At 30.8% G+C, this 17,364-nt stretch carries 21 protein-coding genes and 1 pseudogene; 18 read left to right on the top strand and 4 right to left on the bottom strand.

Features of this window, described 5'->3' with window-relative positions:
• Nucleotides 1-186, top strand: a pseudogene (locus tag AC6CH4_RS25010) (hypothetical protein); the annotation flags it as partial.
• A 1,015-nt stretch (nt 187-1,201) separates the two neighbouring features.
• On the opposite strand, the gene AC6CH4_RS25005 reads toward AC6CH4_RS25010, so the two are convergent.
• Nucleotides 1,202-1,354 carry a relaxase/mobilization nuclease domain-containing protein gene (locus AC6CH4_RS25005; RefSeq protein ID WP_498107886.1) on the bottom strand — a complete coding sequence of 51 codons (153 nt, stop codon included), beginning with the start codon at nt 1,352-1,354 and terminating at the stop codon, nt 1,202-1,204.
• 17 nt (nt 1,355-1,371) lie between these two features.
• The gene (locus AC6CH4_RS25000) at nt 1,372-1,455 is read right to left on the bottom strand and encodes a hypothetical protein (RefSeq protein WP_498107890.1); all 84 of its coding nucleotides are present in this window, start codon (nt 1,453-1,455) and stop codon (nt 1,372-1,374) included.
• A 1,318-nt stretch (nt 1,456-2,773) separates the two neighbouring features.
• On the opposite strand from AC6CH4_RS25000, the gene AC6CH4_RS24995 reads away from it, so the two are divergent.
• On the top strand, nt 2,774-3,019 hold the full coding sequence (locus tag AC6CH4_RS24995; RefSeq protein ID WP_498107884.1) for a hypothetical protein: 246 nt from the start codon (nt 2,774-2,776) through the stop codon (nt 3,017-3,019).
• A gap of 119 nt (nt 3,020-3,138) precedes the next feature.
• Nucleotides 3,139-3,945 carry a rolling circle replication-associated protein gene (locus tag AC6CH4_RS24990; RefSeq protein ID WP_498107888.1) on the top strand — a complete coding sequence of 269 codons (807 nt, stop codon included), beginning with the start codon at nt 3,139-3,141 and terminating at the stop codon, nt 3,943-3,945.
• An 830-nt stretch (nt 3,946-4,775) separates the two neighbouring features.
• On the opposite strand, the gene AC6CH4_RS24985 is transcribed toward AC6CH4_RS24990, so the two are convergent.
• A complete protein-coding gene (locus AC6CH4_RS24985; RefSeq protein ID WP_498107882.1) occupies nt 4,776-4,925 on the bottom strand; it encodes a hypothetical protein in 150 nt (49 codons plus the stop codon).
• Between the two features lie 745 nt (nt 4,926-5,670).
• Between AC6CH4_RS24985 and AC6CH4_RS24980 the strand changes: the two genes are divergently transcribed.
• The gene (locus AC6CH4_RS24980) at nt 5,671-6,312 is read left to right on the top strand and encodes a PKD domain-containing protein (RefSeq protein ID WP_498107880.1); all 642 of its coding nucleotides are present in this window, start codon (nt 5,671-5,673) and stop codon (nt 6,310-6,312) included.
• Here AC6CH4_RS24980 and AC6CH4_RS24975 read toward each other — a convergent pair.
• Nucleotides 6,253-6,519: a hypothetical protein gene (locus AC6CH4_RS24975; protein WP_498107878.1), complete on the bottom strand. Its 267-nt coding sequence runs from the start codon at nt 6,517-6,519 to the stop codon at nt 6,253-6,255. The two genes, AC6CH4_RS24980 and AC6CH4_RS24975, sit on opposite strands and share 60 nt — an antisense overlap.
• A 654-nt stretch (nt 6,520-7,173) precedes the next feature.
• Here AC6CH4_RS24975 and AC6CH4_RS24970 point away from each other — a divergent pair.
• The 14 genes from AC6CH4_RS24970 to AC6CH4_RS24905 all read left to right on the top strand — a co-directional run bounded on the left by AC6CH4_RS24970 (nt 7,174) and on the right by AC6CH4_RS24905 (nt 16,988).
• Complete coding sequence (locus tag AC6CH4_RS24970) at nt 7,174-7,329, top strand: hypothetical protein (protein WP_498107876.1); 156 nt, start codon at nt 7,174-7,176, stop codon at nt 7,327-7,329.
• A gap of 44 nt (nt 7,330-7,373) precedes the next feature.
• Entirely contained in the window at nt 7,374-7,526 is a 153-nt protein-coding gene (locus AC6CH4_RS24965; protein ID WP_498107874.1) for a hypothetical protein, read from the top strand.
• 331 nt (nt 7,527-7,857) lie between these two features.
• Nucleotides 7,858-8,181 carry a hypothetical protein gene (locus AC6CH4_RS24960; RefSeq protein ID WP_498107872.1) on the top strand — a complete coding sequence of 108 codons (324 nt, stop codon included), beginning with the start codon at nt 7,858-7,860 and terminating at the stop codon, nt 8,179-8,181.
• Nucleotides 8,182-8,348: 167 nt separating this feature from the next.
• Nucleotides 8,349-8,813, top strand: a complete 465-nt coding sequence (locus AC6CH4_RS24955; protein WP_498107870.1) for a hypothetical protein — start codon at nt 8,349-8,351, stop codon at nt 8,811-8,813.
• Nucleotides 8,814-9,605: 792 nt separating this feature from the next.
• Complete coding sequence (locus tag AC6CH4_RS24950) at nt 9,606-10,115, top strand: hypothetical protein (protein WP_498107868.1); 510 nt, start codon at nt 9,606-9,608, stop codon at nt 10,113-10,115.
• A 10-nt stretch (nt 10,116-10,125) separates the two neighbouring features.
• The gene (locus AC6CH4_RS24945) at nt 10,126-10,710 is read left to right on the top strand and encodes a hypothetical protein (protein WP_498107867.1); all 585 of its coding nucleotides are present in this window, start codon (nt 10,126-10,128) and stop codon (nt 10,708-10,710) included.
• Nucleotides 10,711-11,063: 353 nt separating this feature from the next.
• Entirely contained in the window at nt 11,064-11,351 is a 288-nt protein-coding gene (locus tag AC6CH4_RS24940; RefSeq protein WP_498107866.1) for a hypothetical protein, read from the top strand.
• A gap of 23 nt (nt 11,352-11,374) precedes the next feature.
• Complete coding sequence (locus tag AC6CH4_RS24935) at nt 11,375-11,602, top strand: hypothetical protein (RefSeq protein ID WP_498107864.1); 228 nt, start codon at nt 11,375-11,377, stop codon at nt 11,600-11,602.
• A 107-nt stretch (nt 11,603-11,709) separates the two neighbouring features.
• Nucleotides 11,710-11,937, top strand: coding sequence for a hypothetical protein (locus AC6CH4_RS24930; RefSeq protein WP_498107863.1), 228 nt, complete (start codon nt 11,710-11,712; stop codon nt 11,935-11,937).
• Nucleotides 11,938-12,090: 153 nt separating this feature from the next.
• Nucleotides 12,091-12,510 carry a recombinase family protein gene (locus AC6CH4_RS24925; protein ID WP_498107861.1) on the top strand — a complete coding sequence of 140 codons (420 nt, stop codon included), beginning with the start codon at nt 12,091-12,093 and terminating at the stop codon, nt 12,508-12,510.
• A 171-nt stretch (nt 12,511-12,681) separates the two neighbouring features.
• Entirely contained in the window at nt 12,682-13,071 is a 390-nt protein-coding gene (locus AC6CH4_RS24920) for a hypothetical protein (RefSeq protein WP_498107860.1), read from the top strand.
• 824 nt (nt 13,072-13,895) lie between these two features.
• A complete protein-coding gene (locus tag AC6CH4_RS24915; protein WP_498107858.1) occupies nt 13,896-14,870 on the top strand; it encodes a toxin-antitoxin system YwqK family antitoxin in 975 nt (324 codons plus the stop codon).
• Nucleotides 14,871-15,050: 180 nt separating this feature from the next.
• Entirely contained in the window at nt 15,051-15,728 is a 678-nt protein-coding gene (locus AC6CH4_RS24910) for a hypothetical protein (protein ID WP_498107856.1), read from the top strand.
• Nucleotides 15,729-16,595: 867 nt separating this feature from the next.
• Complete coding sequence (locus AC6CH4_RS24905; RefSeq protein ID WP_498107854.1) at nt 16,596-16,988, top strand: MepB family protein; 393 nt, start codon at nt 16,596-16,598, stop codon at nt 16,986-16,988.
• Nucleotides 16,989-17,364: the final 376 nt, after the last annotated feature.

Below are 17,364 nucleotides of genomic sequence, written 5' to 3'. Positions count from 1 at the left end.
CTTGTTTATGATGTGTATTTTGGCACTACAAATCCCCCAACAGAAAAAATAGCTACAGATAATGCCATGCCAAGGATACCAGATGTTAGCGTGAAACCCAATACAGCGTATTTTTGGCAGGTTGTAGTGAAAGATAACCACGAAAGCCAGACTAAGGGACAGATATGGAGTTTTAAGACCAATTAAGTTACATCACTGTCTTGCTAACCGGGTTGTTTCTAAAGCAGCAATCAGGAATTTATCGAAGAAAATAGTCAATGCCTTAGGAATTGACTATTTTCTTTTTTGAGAATACTACATTCAATATTTGAGATTTCACTTCAATTTTTCGGATCACCCCTCGGGCACCACGATCATAAGTGTAAATAGTCCATGATCGGGCTCCAAAGCAGGTGTGGTCTGGGATATGATGGTATTACAACTGAGGTGCGGGTTCTGCCAGGGTGACTTTGCATGTGCCTGATAGTGCTAACTGTGCTGCTTATACTTATAGTGTAGAGTTAAGTTGGTAAATTATGTATTAGAAAATTATTGCAGTTTGGTTTGGATAAATATTAGTAGTTCAAACCACAGTCGTTAAAGATAGAATTGGACTACGTGAGCAGCTCTCTAAAAAACTAAACTATTCTGTAGTACTTTTAGAGGGTTTTTTATGTGAAAGTCTTTGTGACAAAGGGTTTGTATTGGTAAATATGTTCGTCTGAAAAGGACTTTCATGGCAGCATTTCGTATTTCTCTGTTTTGAGGCTTTTTTTATTGATGGATTTGTTGTTATCACAACTTTTATATTTTATCTTCCTTTGTCCATTTTCTTTATGCCTACCATCATTAAAATTATTGCGAAAATTTTGGGTAGTGGATCAGTAACTGTGTGAGTTGAAAATCTCTGTTCCAGAAATCTCAGAGTCAGTTTGCTGTAAAAGTCACTTGCCTAAATCAGTACTCTAACTGCTCTTAAATTTTTATCAAGTATTTTATAAAGTAGCCCCGTTGTTTTTAAAAATCTGGGATTCTTCACTTCCTTTGTCTGCATGTACATTGTACTAGTTTAAAAGAGCATTGAGTCAATATTTATGCTCAAATAAAACTTTGTTTAAAACTCCATTGATTGCTTTTTTTGACTCTGTTTTTCCGTAATGTACAGCATGGGCAGGAATTGACTGTAAAAGAATTTGTTCTTTTGTTTTTCTGCCTTCCGCTTTTACAAGCCCAAAAGTTTCTTCAATTTCTTTTCTTGCAGGTTCTGATTTCTAATCTCTAGTAGATGCAGGTCAATCCTTTTTCCGTCTCTCTGAATATTATCTGTAATCAGATGAACGTGCGTATGTCCAGCGTCATAATGTTGATAAACCAAACCAGATAAGTTTATTTTTAAAATCCGATTTTTTCCATGTAAACATTTGCAATTTCATTGAACTTTTCTTTGGAATGGTTTTCCGAACGATCAAAATTCAAAGAAATGTGTACAGCGTTTCGCTTAACGAAAACGTTAAGCTAAACCAGTTTTGCAAAGAGTTTGAGTTTTAAAGTAAAATTAAGCCCGTCGAGTTCGATGGGAAAGTTAGCAGCACTGATACATTCAGCTTTTCCTTCTTTTACTTTTATCTCATTGTAGTTTAAAATGCGCTATATAGAATGACTGGTTTTTATAATTGTAACTATTGCTCTGAAAGTTTTTGAGAATGTATTTTAATCTCCTCCATTTTTTCAAATGTTAAAAAGAAAAAGGAAAAAAGAAAGCAGTTTTAGCATTGGAGAATCTGACAGTTGAAGTGCTATAAGTCCCTAAGGGTATCAAGACAAGAGGAATGAGACTTGTCGTTATGTGCACTTCTCTGGCTATATCCAATTTTCCTTAGCTTGCTTTTATTTCTTTTTTAAATTAGGTTTAGCCTCTGTTGTAGCGTTCGACAACTTTGTGGTATGGGCTAAAGGTTTGTGTGTTAAACCAAAAAGATAGCGTCGGCCAAAGGTCCAAACCTGAAATTTTTCTATGAAGGTTTGATCAAGAATAGTCCATATCTGTGATATGATAATTTTGTACCTATAACTTGCATTGTGTAGAGCGGAATATGTAATTATCAAAGCCATGATGCAAAATTCTCGATTCTCAACACCATTGCCTAAATAGTAAAGGAACATGTAAGAAGCTAGAAATTTTATTCATGTAGTAGTTTGTCTTGTCCATGATTGTCCTCGATGAAGTGGTCCAGGAAATTATCCTGAAATGAAAGATCTTTTATGTGCTTACTATTCAGATTTGAATATCTGATTTCTATAACCTAATTTGGATTGTCATCGACCATAGAGATCGTGGATGTAAATGAGGAAAGAATTACAACGGATAACAACAGGATCGTGAGTGAATAAGATGTTTTTTTTAATTAATTTATTTTTTTAGCTACTCATTATTGGAGAAAAGTGTCAGTGTAAATATTTAAAAATAAATAGGTTAAATAATAATTTTCTTACACGCGTATTCTTGCGTAGCAACTTTTGTTATACTCTATTGTTAGTTTGATTAGTTTTGGGAAATAGGTAATTTACTTTGAATTCGTTTCTACAATTGCGATTCAAGTATCTTGTTTGTTCTTGGTTAAAAGATGCCCGTTGAATGGGCATCTTTTTTATTAAACAGTTTCATTGTGTTAAATAGAGTTACTATGCTAATGATTCTTTCTTTATAATGAATAAATGATAAATATAAAACAAAGAATAAGTATGTTTTCAAAAGGATTATTAGCTTGTATGGCTATAATATAATGATTTAGCTGTGAAAACGATTCGTCATCTAGTTCCCAGGCTCGCGAGTCAGGAGAAAAAAGTTACTCAGGCAAAAGAAAGATTTGATGACTATGAAGGAAAAGTCGAAAATATTGAATTAATGCAAAATTTAAAATACAACTGGAACAAAGCTAAAATCACCAAGTCAGAAGATGAAGCAGAAACTATAATTGTTCCCATTAATGAATTGAAAAAAGATAAGAATGAATTTTGGGACAAAGACTGTACTATTTGAACGAAAAAAAGTTGCTAAATGATTTTGCACATGAAGTTATAGATGATAGCGTAAAATTTGATGGTATAACAGGCAAGTATGTCATTTGTCAAAAAAAACGAAACCACTAGCCGTAATGGATACCAAAAGAGGAGTTTACAGGCTCGGCGCTTCAGCGCAAAAAGCAAACGCCAAAAGCAAGCACCTCAAAGGAAACAACCACCACAAACAAACTAAAAGCAGAAAAAGCTGAAAAAACAAAAGAAACCAAACATCGCTTTTTATCCAAACGCTCAAAACAGAAAATCAGAAAGAAACTAATCTGTTTTGCAAGATGCCACAAAAAACTAAGTTTTGTAACCCTTACGTTTTTAAACAAAGTAACAGACGAGCAGGCGGTAAATATCTTAAGAAAGTTTATCGACAATGTAAAAAAGAGAAGTGTAAACTTTCAGTATTTATGGGTTGCCGAAAGGCAAACAAAAAATGACATGTTTAAGGGAAATATACACTTTCATATGATTACCAACAAATATTGGAAAATAGAAAAGTGGTGGAATTACTGGATTGATTTGCAAAAGAAAAACGGCATTCTTGCAAGAGACAAGAATTATAAACCATCTTCGGCTTTTGATGTTCGGGAACTAAATTCAAATAACATCAGATCAATTGCTTCTTATGTTACCAAATATGTAACAAAGAACAATGATAAATTTAAATGTCAGGTCTGGAATTGTTCCAGACAGGTATCGGAACTCTACACCGATTTTTACACTGATTCGGGTTTTATTGAAGAATTTAAAAAATTAGATGCTATACTTAAAGAATTTGAAGTAAAAGACCATAGTAACCGATTAATGATAAATGTAAAAATGATAAACTTAAATCGTCAGACATTACCATTGTACAAAAGATTAGACGACAAAAACAAAGCACTCAACAACTAAAAAAAACAATTATGAAAAATTATAAATCAAAATCAAGACTATTGCCAAAGCGTAAAACTTTCAAAATCAACCCCCAATAATGAAAATGATATTTTAGAACTTTTTATTGCCAAATTAATTCGCAATGGGTATTCTTTTGATAAAATCATGGAACCGACCCAGTTAATTGAAAACCTACAAGACCGCAAAGCAATGAAAATAAATATAACCAATATCATTTTAGATTTTATCAACCTCAATCCTGAGTATTGTCATATACTAAATACAAACAACAATGCGTGGGAGCTTTTGAAAATTTTGGACTTTGATACCTAATAAGAGAGAAATCAAATAATCTACGAAATAAATCAGTAAGAAATGGATGCAAATAAAATAAAATCATAGTGGAATAAGATCTAACTTATCGAATAATTAGTGATTTTACTACTCATTATAAGTTAAAAGCAACTTCTAAATGATTTAAAATAAATAAGTTATTTAAAAATTTACTTACACGTGTATTGTTGAGCTGTGTTTTTTCTTATGTTTTGTTGTTTTATGGTTAAATTTGAAAAATGTTTAAATAGTAGAATTGAATAAGAAATGGCTTTCAAATTCAGTTTGTGATTTAGTTTTAAAAAGATGCCTTTGAGTGGCATCTTTTTTTATTAGCACAATTCTCTCGTATTTAAATATATCCCTATCTCCTTTAACTAATTAAACTTTTATATAATTATGAAACAAAAATTAAGAAGTATTTCCAACGGATTATTAGCTTGTATAGCACTATTGATGTTTTTATCACAACTAACCATGATTACAGCCATATAAGCCAATAATCCTTTTGAAGTTTACTTATTTTCTTCATTTTCTTCATTTTTTTTATTTTCATTATATTCTTTTATATTGATTTGAAATATTAATACTGCTAGAAGTATCATAAGAGGAATTGCTATAATTAGTCCTATCATTATAAAAATATCTATTTGTGAGTCTGTCATTTTTATTCTATTTTAAGTTGGGGAAATGTGATAATTCAGAATTAGGGCGGTGATTTGTAACAAATAAAATTGTGCCTTTATGAGGTATTTGCATATTTTAAAACATAATGATTGTTTCTTCTGTATGTATAAACAAAAAGATAAAGAGCATGTTCACTAGGACTCCAGTGAACCTAAATGGCTCTTATAAGTGTACGTATCCAAATGACCCTCAGATGTTTTAAGCGTTTTTTCTCTGGTGCTTAAATATGTTTTTTTTCGGATTATTGATAGAAGCATTATTGAATCGTGTATATTTTAAATTTAACGGGATTTTTAAATCCCTCGAATGGCTCCATGTTTAGTTATTGTGTCAGCAATTACGCTGCTATACCGAATTCTTCAAAAGTTGAATTCGTGTTTTTAGTTTCACTTTCATCGCTCGAGCAGCTAATAGTATTAATGCTAGAACTATTAATAAAATTTTCTTTATTTGATTTAAGTTGTTGAAAAAGATTGTTTAAAAAAAAGATGCCCATTGCTGAGCATCTTTTGGCCAAAATCTATCAAAATACTCTGAGTCTGTAACCATATCAGCTCAAAGTAAATTACCTATTTCCAAAGCTAATCAAACTAACAATAGAGTATAACAAAAGTTGTTACGTAAGAATACGCGTGTAAGTGAATTATTATTTAACCTATTTATTTTTAAATATTTACACTGATATTTTTTTCTAATAGTGAGTAGTAAAAAACAATAAATTGATTGAAAAAAACATCTTATTCACTCACGATTCCGGCTGACGGTGTAAACTGGACGCTGGTAAAATCAGGTACCTGGGATAAAACCAAGGCTGTCATAGAGGATCTTTTCTCAGCCACTACCGCCCGTTATATCCGTATTAGAATTCTTTCTGCATATGAAGATACCGTTAGTACTATTGGTGAATTGTATGTCAAACATGCAGGTGAAGATATACTACAGGTTTTAGCAGGGGAATCAGTTTCGTTTGCGGACCTATCTGGTAATATACCGACTTCGTGGTCCTGGAAAATCAGCAAGGATGAGGTTGTAAAATTGACTCCGGACAAACAAAATCGAAATTTTACTTTTACTAAGGCCGGCCTGTACAGTGTTGAGCTTACTGCAACTAATGCCGAAGGCAGCCATACCAAAATAATTAAGGATTCGATACTGGTTACCGCTGTTCCGGCAGCTGATTTTACCGCTTCTTTAATAGCGGTGAAAACGGGAGGAAGTGCAACTTTTACCGATACCTCGACCAATGTCCCGGTTTCCTGGTCCTGGAGTGTCAGCAGGGGTGGTGTGGTATTACAAGTTGGTCAGCTACTTGATGTAGACTTGTCTAAGAAATGTTGTTTTATCAACACACATGTTCAAAAATGACATTCCTCCACCTCTGCTTTTTTTAAAGCTGTCTGGCAATTCTTTAAACATCGCTTCAATTGCTGGTGTCGCCTCTTTTAATCTTTCAGGATGAAAAACCGGCTTTTTCCTTAATACTAAAAGCATTTTATTTAATTCGATCAATAGTCGATCTGTATTTCTGGTTTCGACAGCAACTTCCTGATCGTAACGGCTCTTTTTTCCCACTCCGGAAAACAGGTCTCACAAATTATTTTATTTAAAACACAGATAAAAGTGCCGTTTTGCATTTGTTTAGTGCACGAATCGCACATACTAGGTGAGCCGATTTTTTGCATGTCTTTAAGTTCAAGGTTTACCAACTGAAAACCTTTTTCATGGATTTTTTTTGCTATCATTTTTTTTGTTTTATATTTAAAGTAATTTGCCGTTTACTGATCCTGTCGATAGAGATCATTAATCCGTGACCGTCGAGATAGTGCATCATTAATCTGTATTTTTTGCCTGCTCTGCTCATTTTTATTTGATTTTTTCATTATCAATACACCGTGGATTCCCTGGCGTCCATCTATTAAGTTTTCTTTATGGAGTTCGGAAATATCTTTTCCTAATTCAATCACACAGGCGTTTAAATACCTGATCAATTGCGTTAAATAAATTCCGCAATTGCCGAATTAGAAGCAATAAAAGAAAAGCTTGAAATGAAAAATAAAATTATTGAAGGACTGGAATTTAAAGTTGAGGCATTAGAAGAAAAAATTGCCCGAATAAAAGCAACCAATAATCCAAATTAACAAAAACACATAGCCTATTAAACAAATCTACATGCCCGGGTTTTAAATTTAGCCTCAATTATTAATCAAACCCAAAAACACAAGTATTATGTTACAGAAGTCAAGCATTCAAAAAGTACAGCTTTTCAAGAATGATTCCACTCGTTTGTTGGAACAATCTGTTTTAATTGATATAAAGGAAAGTTGGATTAACGTTACGCATGGAGACAGTGAAATGTCTATGAGCATTAAGAATTGGTATTGATTAGTTGAATTGGCCGAAAACACAAAGCCAGAAAAAACCGAAGTATGAAAACCGTATTAATCCTCGCGGTGTGCTTTGGTACAGCATATGTCGTTTATAAAATAAATGGATACCAAAAAAGGATGAAACAACAACAAGAAATCATTGATAAGCAACAAGAATTAACTAATCAACAGCAAGTTTTTATAAAAACTTAGGAAAAACTGATTGAAGAGATTTTTAAAAAGTAACTAAACATTAAATAGATTAAAAGAGAGATTTTTATCATACAACGGTAAAAATCTCTCTTTTTTGTTTATACAAAATTATAAAGCTTAAAAAGTAAGCTATAAAGCGCGAAGAAAGATCATTTTTATACACAATTAAACCAAAAATATTGATGTAAAACACTGAATTTTAATTGTGTAGCATTATTACAATTACACGTGTATTCTTGCGTAATGTTTTTTGTTCGACTTTATTGTTTCTTTCATAGATTTGAAATGGTTATGATAATAATGGGGTATTTTCAAAATCATTCTTAAAAAGATGCTCAGCAATGGGCATCTTTTTTATTCTAATGAATGGTTTTATGATGGTTTATATTCAGAAACTAAATCACAATTGCAGAGAGCTTTTGGAGGCTCGGCCCTACCTCCTTCTAATAGGACTTTCGTGGCTAAATTTCCACAAAATGGAAAAATGATTATTCAAAAATCACTAAATATATCGGGATTAAATCTTGGTGTAAGGGAAAAAACTTTTGATTGGGGTGCTCAGTTTTGTATAAATGGAGGAGATAGTTCTAATAGTTGGAATATAAATCTGGATATTGGATGCAGCATTCTTGTCCAGCCAAGAATTTTCGAGTAAAAATCATTGGCACTACACGTAAAGGAACTAGCTGGCACGGCAGTAAATTTAATGTTAATCTCGATTAAATTGAAATAAGAAATCTTAGTATATGCTTTTGTTTTTGTTTCTCTTTGTATTTGTACGAGCAAAAACAAGATAAAAGACGTACAATTGAATATGCAAATATGTCATCTATATCTATTACAAGTAATCAAGGCAACCATTTTTCAAAATATGAAAATGACAAAGGAGCAAGTTTTGGAATTGATCTTAATACTATACAAAGTGTAAAGTTTTTTGAAGTCTTTTCTCTTTTTGCCGGTGTAAGTGTATATTGGAACATCAACAAAACTTTTTTATCAATACCATCATATATTATTGATTTTCGTATTTTTTCTAGTAGAAGCAAAGAGAACAGTTTATTTGCCAATATCCAGACAGGTAAAAACATTAAATTATCAGAGTCCTTTCCTGGCAATGGGAGTGCTTCGAAATTAGGAGCAGGTGTGATTGTAAAAAAAGACCCAAGGAAGTGCTTCTTTGTTGATGTTTTCAGAAAAACGAAAGAAATTGAAACACAAGAATTCGAAAAAAATGAGAAATATAATATTACAGGCTTTGATCTTTCAGTAGGATTAATTTTTAATTAAATACAATTACAACGACAATATTTTTTTATATCGTGATGTTAGCTTTTCTCATCACGTAACAACTGCGCAAAATAACGGCGTAGAAAAATCTATATTTATAGGTCAAACAGGAGTCTTAGTTTTTTGGATAAACAATGAATTAGGCTTATCAAATAAAATAAGTTTAAGAAGCGAGTTTGGTATGATTGTCGGGTTTAGAGGCTGTACTGATTGTGAAACTACTTATGCATTAACACCTGAAATAAGCTTAGAGCCCAAGATGGTATTGTAACATTGAAAAAAGAGGCAATAAAGGAAAAACTATTAAAAACAACAGTGCTAATTTTGTCGCTTTAGTTATCCATTATCTCCCTGATTGGTTTGTTATTTCAAATGTTCCAGATGCACAAGTTTCCAATCAAATTACAATCATTCCAAAATGGGGAATAAAAAGAACTATATCAAATAGTAATTTTTACTATGAATTGGTATAGGTCCGAGGTACTATTTTGACTATGGCGACTGGGATACGGCTGTGGACCTGCTAATAAGAATTGGTTATACCTTTTAAAATCTTTACCCGCTCAATAAATTGGGATAGAGAGTTTTTCAAAACAAATCAATTATGACTTATTATGTTGTTTTAATGTCTTTGTGTTGTCTATAGATATGAGTGTCTTGCTGATATTTGCACAATACTTGTAGGATAATAGTAATTTGGAAAATTTGGTTATAACGTCTACTTAATTGTTAGACGTTTTTTTTGTTCAATTCATAAATAATAAAAAGTATTAAATTTTGAAAAGTAGAAAAATGAAGAAAATTTTATTAGCTTTTACAATCGCACTAAGTTTTTTAACTAATGCTCAATCTAAAAAGATACCCTCAAGTGATCAGTGTAAATTATCTTACGAACATGATGATTTTGAGAATATTGATAGTTATTCGACAACTGGGGCTTTGACTAAGGGATATGGAATGAGTTTTAATCTTTATAAAAACATCCACATTAAAAACAATGAATCATCTATTTATTGCATTTTTAATGGAGGAGCTGATGGTTGTGTAATAGAAAAAAAGACACAAGTTCAGTTAATATTAAAAAATGGAGACCAACTAAAATTACTATACAAGGGAGGTATTTATTGTGGCAGAAGTTTCATAGGTGTTACTTTAAGTAAAGAAGATGTGAAAATTTTAATCGATAATCCAATATTAAAAATAAGACTTGATTTTAGCGATAGTCGTGTTGATACAGAAATAACTGAAAAATATGCAACCGATTTTATAGCAAAGTTACAATGCATCAATTCACAAAACTAAATTAAGCATAATGAAGAAAATTTTAGCACTGATAATTGTATCATTAGCATCATGTAAACAATCAAACTCAGAGCCATTTTCTACTACAAGTATCGATGTAGATTCATCTGCCTTAAAAGTAGACTCTATTCCTAAAATTGATAGTACTGCGATAAAGTTATTAAAGCCAAATTTTAATTACAAACTAGATGAATTGACCGGAACCACATGGATAAGCCCAAAAAGTGCTCCGAAATACAGGAATACGGATGGATTATATTGCTATTTTTCAGAGTCAAATATGAGATTTGTTTTGCAATACCATGAGAACAAATGGTTATTTATTAAAAAAGCTATTTTTTTTGTAGATGGAAAAACTTTTAATGTCGCTCCTGATAAAATGGAAAGGGATGTTAATGACTCAGGAATTACGGAATGGTTTGATGTATCTGGTGGAAATTACAGAGAATTACTCCTGGCGCTTAGTAATACACAGACAGCAAAAATAAAACTAATTGGTAATCAATATGTTGATTACAGATTTATTACTACAAAAGAAATAGAATCTATTCAAGAAACAATCCAATACTATAATGCTTTAGGTAGCAACTTTTAATAATTTAAAATAAACCAAAAATGAAGGAAATTTTATCAGCACTAATGTTGTCAATATTTTTAGTTTCTTGCTCACCTTCGTTAAAATATGTGTATGAGCTAAAAAAACCAACTCTCTCGAAAGAGCTGGAATTTAATGAATAAATCAATGCAACGTTTGTTGTGAATCGCTCTGATGTTAATTTGTCGGTAAAAAACTTAACAAATAGGCCGTTAAAAATTATTTAGGATGATTGTTCTTTTGTAAATGACGGAGAGGCACAAAAAAATCATTCATAAAAACACGAAGTTTACGGATAAAGCGAATTCCCAACCACCACAACAATACCGCCAAGTTCTCTTATAAAAGATGTTGTGCAGCCAATTGATGGTATTAAATTAATTGAAACTACATCGTATAATTTTAAAGGTAGACCAACACGAAATTTAGAATGGAGTCAAAAACCATTTTTCTACATTCCAAATAGAGTCACTTCGCACAAAAAAAATATTGAGCAAAACTACAAGCCTTTAATCGGCAAAACTTTAAGTATATACATGCCTATAGAGCATGACAATAAAACAATGGAATATTATGACGAATTTGAATTGGTAGACATTGTTAAAGTGAAAGACAAGAAACAAAAGAGCATTTTTTACTAATTTTTAATTCTAAAAACTTAATTATGACAAAATCAATTACACCAACTGATTCAGAATTTCTGATCCCTATTACTTTAAGTATTGAAATGGATATGAATAACGATCTCTGGAAAACAGAACACGGAATTAAGAGTAAGTTAAATAAAAACAACGAAGAATACAAAGCCCTGAGAGAAACAATCGATAGTTTCAGAAAAAAGGACATAGAAGAAGAAACAGTCGAAGATGAGGAATTTGACTTCGATTTTTAAGCAATAAAAAGCCCCTATAGTCCGAAAGAATTTAACTTAAAACAATATAATGAAAAAACAAGATATAGTTCACGGTTAATTTTAAAACATATAATTTAAATAGAAAAATGAAAAATTCAAAAGACAACATAGACGAAAAAGCAGTTCTTCCAGGAGTCAAATTTACCACGGTTGCAGGTGAAAGGGTTTTAAGTTTTGCAACGGATTCTGAAGTTTATAAAAGACTAAAATTAAATGCTGATTTGAAAGGCATCAACTTTGAAGACTATGTTATTACAACGATGAAAGCTGAACATGAAAAATATATAGAGAAAAATGGCAAGTCCAATTTTTGAAAAATAAAAACACAAATAGACAATGACAGATTCAACAATAGAAGATGCAATAATAACAGTATTAATTATAGCGATTCCAGTACTAGTACTAATAATTATTTCATATTGGATATATTTCATCAATAAGGAGGCATATTGGAAAGGCGGGTCAAATTGATCTGTAATCCTCTTTATTGCGGAAAAATAGTTGTACCTAAATACAAAGACAAAGAGCTTCGTTATGTCAGAGGACAGCATGAGGCTTTAATTTCTGAATCATTATTTTATAAAGTACAAGATGTATTAGATGGCAGATCCAAAACTTATCTGCCAAAAGCAATTACAACTAAGCCCTTTCCGCTAAGAGGTTTTTTCCTTTGTCCAGATTGTGGAAAAATACTCACGGCCAGCATTTCAAAAGGACGTTATAAATACTACCCATATTATCACTGTAGTGCAGGCTGTAGATACAGAATAAATTCAGATACAGCCAGTGATATATTTATAAAGAATTTGAAGCAATATATCCCGATACCTGAAATTAAAAACATATACACAGCTGTTTTGTCGGAATGTTATAAAGAGCAGACATGAGAAGTTTTTGAAGAAAAGATCGAATCATAGCTCAGATTAATGATTATGAAAAGAGAATTTCGCATGCCAGAGATTTGCTCGCTACCCAACAGATTGATGCAGGGGATTACAGAGATATGAAATCAGATTACGGAGATATGGTCAACAGATTGGATCTGAAATTATCAGCAATTGAAACGGATAGCAAAGATATTTGAAGGACTGTTAAAAGCAGGGATAGAAAACCTTCTGAAGCTCAATGAATACTACGATACAGGCAATTGGGCTGATTCAAGAGATTTGATAGGTTCGATTTATCCTGAGAATTTTACGATTTCAGAAAATGAGTTTCGAACCACTAGAATAAACGAAGTTTTGTGGCTGATCTACTATATTAACAGGCAAATTGCCTTAAATAAAAGAGACAAAGAAGAATATTTCTTCTTTGTCCCAAGTAGTTACCTGCCCGAACAAATGTCGAACTTTTTTACTCAAGATTTGGAGCTTTTACTGAGTCTTCCTGTAAACGACAATATTATTTTAAAAGAAACTTTTGTTAAGGTGTGCGGTAAGATTAGTTAAGTACCCAGAATAACAAATTACTTTAATTAATATTGAGTTGGGTTGACCATTTAAATATTAACCTTTTATAGTGCTAAAAGTTTTTTTTTGTTTTTTGGTAATTTTTTTATCAATTTTTGTAATAGACTTGTTTTAAAAAGCATTATGAATAATAAAAAAAATTAAAATAAATATATTGGGTTTTTAATATTAGATAAGAAGTTTTTAAGATTGATAAAATAATTTATGCTGTTTTGACAATTAAAGAACAAAGAATTCATGTTTTTTAAAATTTCTCTTAATTAAAGTTCCTAAATAATAAAATTCCAAAATAAATGTTTGATAAAGACACTCAAATTGCGTCTTTTAATCAGGTAAAGAATTATAAGTAAATAAACTAGAAATAAATTAAGTACACATGTATATCTATGTAGTAAACTTTTTTTAGATATAAAAATATAAAGTGACTTTTGCTAGAATTTATATACTGTACGGTTGAAATTATAATTTTGAAATAGTTATCATAAGAAATATTACAAGGGAAGTCCTCTGTAATTGATTTTGGAGCTTTTTTTTAATGTTGTGATAACCTTGAATGAGTAAAATGATTATAGTCAATAATTTAAAGATCCGTTAAAGAGATCTAGGCTTACTATTATCAAACAAGCTAAAGTGAGTGAAATTAAACGAACTTTTATTATTGGTAAAGAATAGCTTTATTTTAAAATTTATTGCGCTAATTATTCAGGAGGATTATATTTTAACACAATTATTTTACTACTGTTTTTAGGAACTCATTAAACTAATCTACTCAGTGCTCTTAATAATTTACAAAAGTATTATTTATGAAACTTCGAAAACTTTTCACGTTATTAATTACATATCCTGCATTGTTATTTTCACAAAATCCAAATCATAAAATTATTTTTTTAGATTCAACGTGGGCAGAAAGAAAAACAGAAGATTACAAGTATATTAGAATTATTGAAAACTACTATTTAAAGCAAAAAACTTATATTGTTAAGGATTATTATAAGTCAGAAGTATTGCAAATGATCGGTTCCACTTTGGATAAGGATAATATAAAGGAAGAAGGACAATTTATCTATTACTACGAAAACGGAAACAAACAACTCACTGTTAGTTATTCGAATGGAATAAAAATTAGAAAACAATTTAATTGGTATGAAAATGGAAATGCAAAATCTGAACTGGAATATTTTAAAAATGAAAAAGGATTACCAAATTATAAAATTATTAATTATTGGAATTTTCAAAATGAGCAAAAGGTAAAAGTAGGAAATGGTGATTACGAATATGAAGATAAGGGATATCAGGAAGGAGGAAAAGTAAAAGACGGATTCAAAGAAGGTACCTGGAAAGGAAAAGGTTTTAGATATACTTTTATTGAAAATTATAAGGAAGGTAAATTAATTTCCGGAGTCAGTCTTGATGATTTAAATGTTGAGCATTCCTATACTATTATAAAACAAAATCCTTCACCCATAAAAGGCATGAATTCCTTTTATAAATATGTTTCAAATACAATTTCCAGGAATATGCCAATAGATATGAGAAACAAACTTTCAGGTAAAATTACTATTTCTTTTACAGTAGATACAGAAGGAAAATTAGTTTATTTACCACCAGTACAAGAGTTTGGTTTTGGAATTGATGTAGTTATAATTAACATGATAGAAAATGCAAAAAGATGGAATCCGGGATTTGAACGAGGGATTCCAGCAGAGGCTATTTTTTCATTACCTATAACAATAAGAACTGATAATACAATTGTTGAATTTTCTGATTTAATCAGATGATCACCAGAATAGTGTAAAACATTTAATATTACAATGCAAAAATAAGAACTAAAGCCATCGTTCTACGGTTTTCCACTTAGAAATAAGATGTGTTTTTATTATTTATCAAATTGCATTTTTGCTTTTACTGTCAGTGGTATTGAGATAATTAAATAAATGAAAATTAAAAAAAAACATTAAATGGAAAATATAATAAGTGGAACGACCGGATTAATTCATCTAATTGTTTCGATAATAGCAAGGTGCAAGTTGATCAACAATAATCTAAGAAACATGAAATCATATTTGTCAATTATTACTTTTTTTTTGATAACAGTTCAGACTTTTGCACAAATCAAAAGACCTGTGGAGCTAGACAAGAATGAAAAATATTGTGATAGTTCCCAACGAAAAGGCGGTTTCTTTAGCGTCAGTCTATGGGTTCCAGATGAATCATCAAAACCTGTAACAGAAAAAGACGAAGTCGTTCGTATTTATTTTGCAGAAAATTTTTATATCGAAGGTGTTAATGGAAATAAATATGCTAAAGGTTATCTAGAAAATAGCGCTCTAGAGGATATTGAAATATCGCGAATAGATTCGACTATTGATTTTGTACAAACATATTTCTTCATAAATGGAAAGTGGATTGCTGCTCAAAAAAATGGAAGGTCAGATTGTGGAAGTAGTTATTTCAAAGAAACCCTGAAATCGAAGAATAAAATCGAATTTCAATTATCGATAAGTGATTTAGTTTATGGTGATATTAAAGTGCCTTTCAAAATTAGCGTGATTGTAAATGGGGCAAAAATTGAATCAAATGTTATTGATGTAGATCTTTACGAAGCTCAAATTAAAAATTTACTTAAATCATCATAACCTACACCAAACTGCTACTACAACGGATTTGGTTAATTAGCTTAATGGGATGTTGGTTTTGTATTTGGGATTATTTGGTAAAACCGAAAATAGGGCTTAATTTGGTCATATACCTTTAAAAATTAGTCAATAATAAAACCCTCCTTTTAATCGCACATATTACATTCAAATACTAGCCTAAGCTTTTCACACAGGGCAAGTTAAAAACAACCTATTTACACGTGTAGATTTGCGTAGTGTTTTATTTTTAAACTAATAATTCTTGGCTTATTTTTGCTCCGGCTTTTGAAATATACGTTTGCACGGCGTCTTGGATTTATTCATTACGAGACATTTTAAATTTTTGTTATTTTTGTTAAGACGTCCATTTTGGACGTCTTTTTTGCATCTATATGGTAAATTAGCTATATAAAGGTGTTGATTTTACAGGCTTTTTGTGGTTTGGTAAAAACTTCGCTATTTTTGATTGATAAACCCTTATTTTGTCGAGTTTATTAGTTCGAATCCTTTAAAGATATTTTAAGATTTTTAAATTATTTTTGATTGTTAGTTGCTTTATTAATTTTAATTGCAATTCTTCGAAATATTCTTTATGAATAAATGCAGTAGTGAAAAAATCATCAATTTGACCAAAACGAAACAGAATGTCATTTAAGGCCCTACTTATTATTATAATTAATTTCAATGCTAATTCGAAATTCTGAGCAGAAATACATTTATAGCTCCATACCAAAATTAAGAACACATACACATTAGATTTTCATTTTTAGAGACATTTTTATAGATTTACTAGGAATTATAGATGCCGGTAGATGAGGCTGGTGATCATTGTAGAACAAATCGAACAGAAATAAACACACGTAAATTATGATAACTGAAAACTTACTTTATACGGATCTGAAGGTTATAAAAGAATTGATATATGACAAATGTGGTTTTAACTTGACAAATTTGATACTAAATAGAGAGAGTGTTGAATATGGAGCTTGCTCATTTAAGCTTAATGGCCTAATAGTTGAACATAGAATTTCGAAAATTACACCGACAAAAACAGGACAGTTTGTAACCATTTGGAAACGAAGAAATGGAATTACAGAGCCTTTTAATATTTCAGACAGTATTGATTTTGTAGTAATAACATCAAAGAACAGTGAGCATATAGGCCAGTTTATTTTTCCGATATCAGTTTTAGCCGACAAAGGAATTATTTCAACAAGCGGGAAAGATGGAAAAAGAGGAATTAGAGTTTATTCGCCATGAGATACTGTGACAAATAAACAAGCAGAAAAAACTAAAAATTGGCAGACAAAATATTTTGTCACAATTAAAAATGGCCAATCTATAGACCTTGACTTGGCCAGTCAAATTATTAACACCATAAGCAAAAGAGATAACGGAGAAAATAATGAATCGCTAATATAAGATAATTCAGAAGAAAGGGACAGCAATGATATAATAAAAAAAAATAAAGAATTCAAAATTTGTAGCATTTTCCCAATCCAATTTTTACGGGCAAATTAGAAATTCCACCAATTGACTCTTCAATTAAATACTTGATGAAAATTTTCACTACAGACGGAAAATTCATCGAGCAAAAAAATATTGATTATAGTTCGAAGGGCTCAGATCGGCCTTA

It is taken from the genome of Flavobacterium sp. GQ95 (genome assembly GCF_059758655.1).
The sequence above is the reverse complement of the archived record's forward strand: the minus strand, read 5'-3'. Positions and strand labels throughout refer to the sequence as shown.

Excerpts from the sequence above, each read along its gene's own strand:
- AC6CH4_RS24985 (WP_498107882.1), bottom strand. The coding sequence starts at position 4,925 with ATGACAGACTCACAAATAGATATTTTTATAATGATAGGACTAATTATA.
- AC6CH4_RS24970 (WP_498107876.1), top strand. The coding sequence starts at position 7,174 with ATGTTACAGAAGTCAAGCATTCAAAAAGTACAGCTTTTCAAGAATGAT.
- AC6CH4_RS24965 (WP_498107874.1), top strand. The coding sequence starts at position 7,374 with ATGAAAACCGTATTAATCCTCGCGGTGTGCTTTGGTACAGCATATGTC.
- AC6CH4_RS24960 (WP_498107872.1), top strand. The coding sequence starts at position 7,858 with ATGCTCAGCAATGGGCATCTTTTTTATTCTAATGAATGGTTTTATGAT.
- AC6CH4_RS24955 (WP_498107870.1), top strand. The coding sequence starts at position 8,349 with ATGTCATCTATATCTATTACAAGTAATCAAGGCAACCATTTTTCAAAA.
- AC6CH4_RS24950 (WP_498107868.1), top strand. The coding sequence starts at position 9,606 with ATGAAGAAAATTTTATTAGCTTTTACAATCGCACTAAGTTTTTTAACT.
- AC6CH4_RS24945 (WP_498107867.1), top strand. The coding sequence starts at position 10,126 with ATGAAGAAAATTTTAGCACTGATAATTGTATCATTAGCATCATGTAAA.
- AC6CH4_RS24935 (WP_498107864.1), top strand. The coding sequence starts at position 11,375 with ATGACAAAATCAATTACACCAACTGATTCAGAATTTCTGATCCCTATT.
- AC6CH4_RS24930 (WP_498107863.1), top strand. The coding sequence starts at position 11,710 with ATGAAAAATTCAAAAGACAACATAGACGAAAAAGCAGTTCTTCCAGGA.
- AC6CH4_RS24915 (WP_498107858.1), top strand. The coding sequence starts at position 13,896 with ATGAAACTTCGAAAACTTTTCACGTTATTAATTACATATCCTGCATTG.
- AC6CH4_RS24910 (WP_498107856.1), top strand. The coding sequence starts at position 15,051 with ATGGAAAATATAATAAGTGGAACGACCGGATTAATTCATCTAATTGTT.
- AC6CH4_RS24905 (WP_498107854.1), top strand. The coding sequence starts at position 16,596 with ATGATAACTGAAAACTTACTTTATACGGATCTGAAGGTTATAAAAGAA.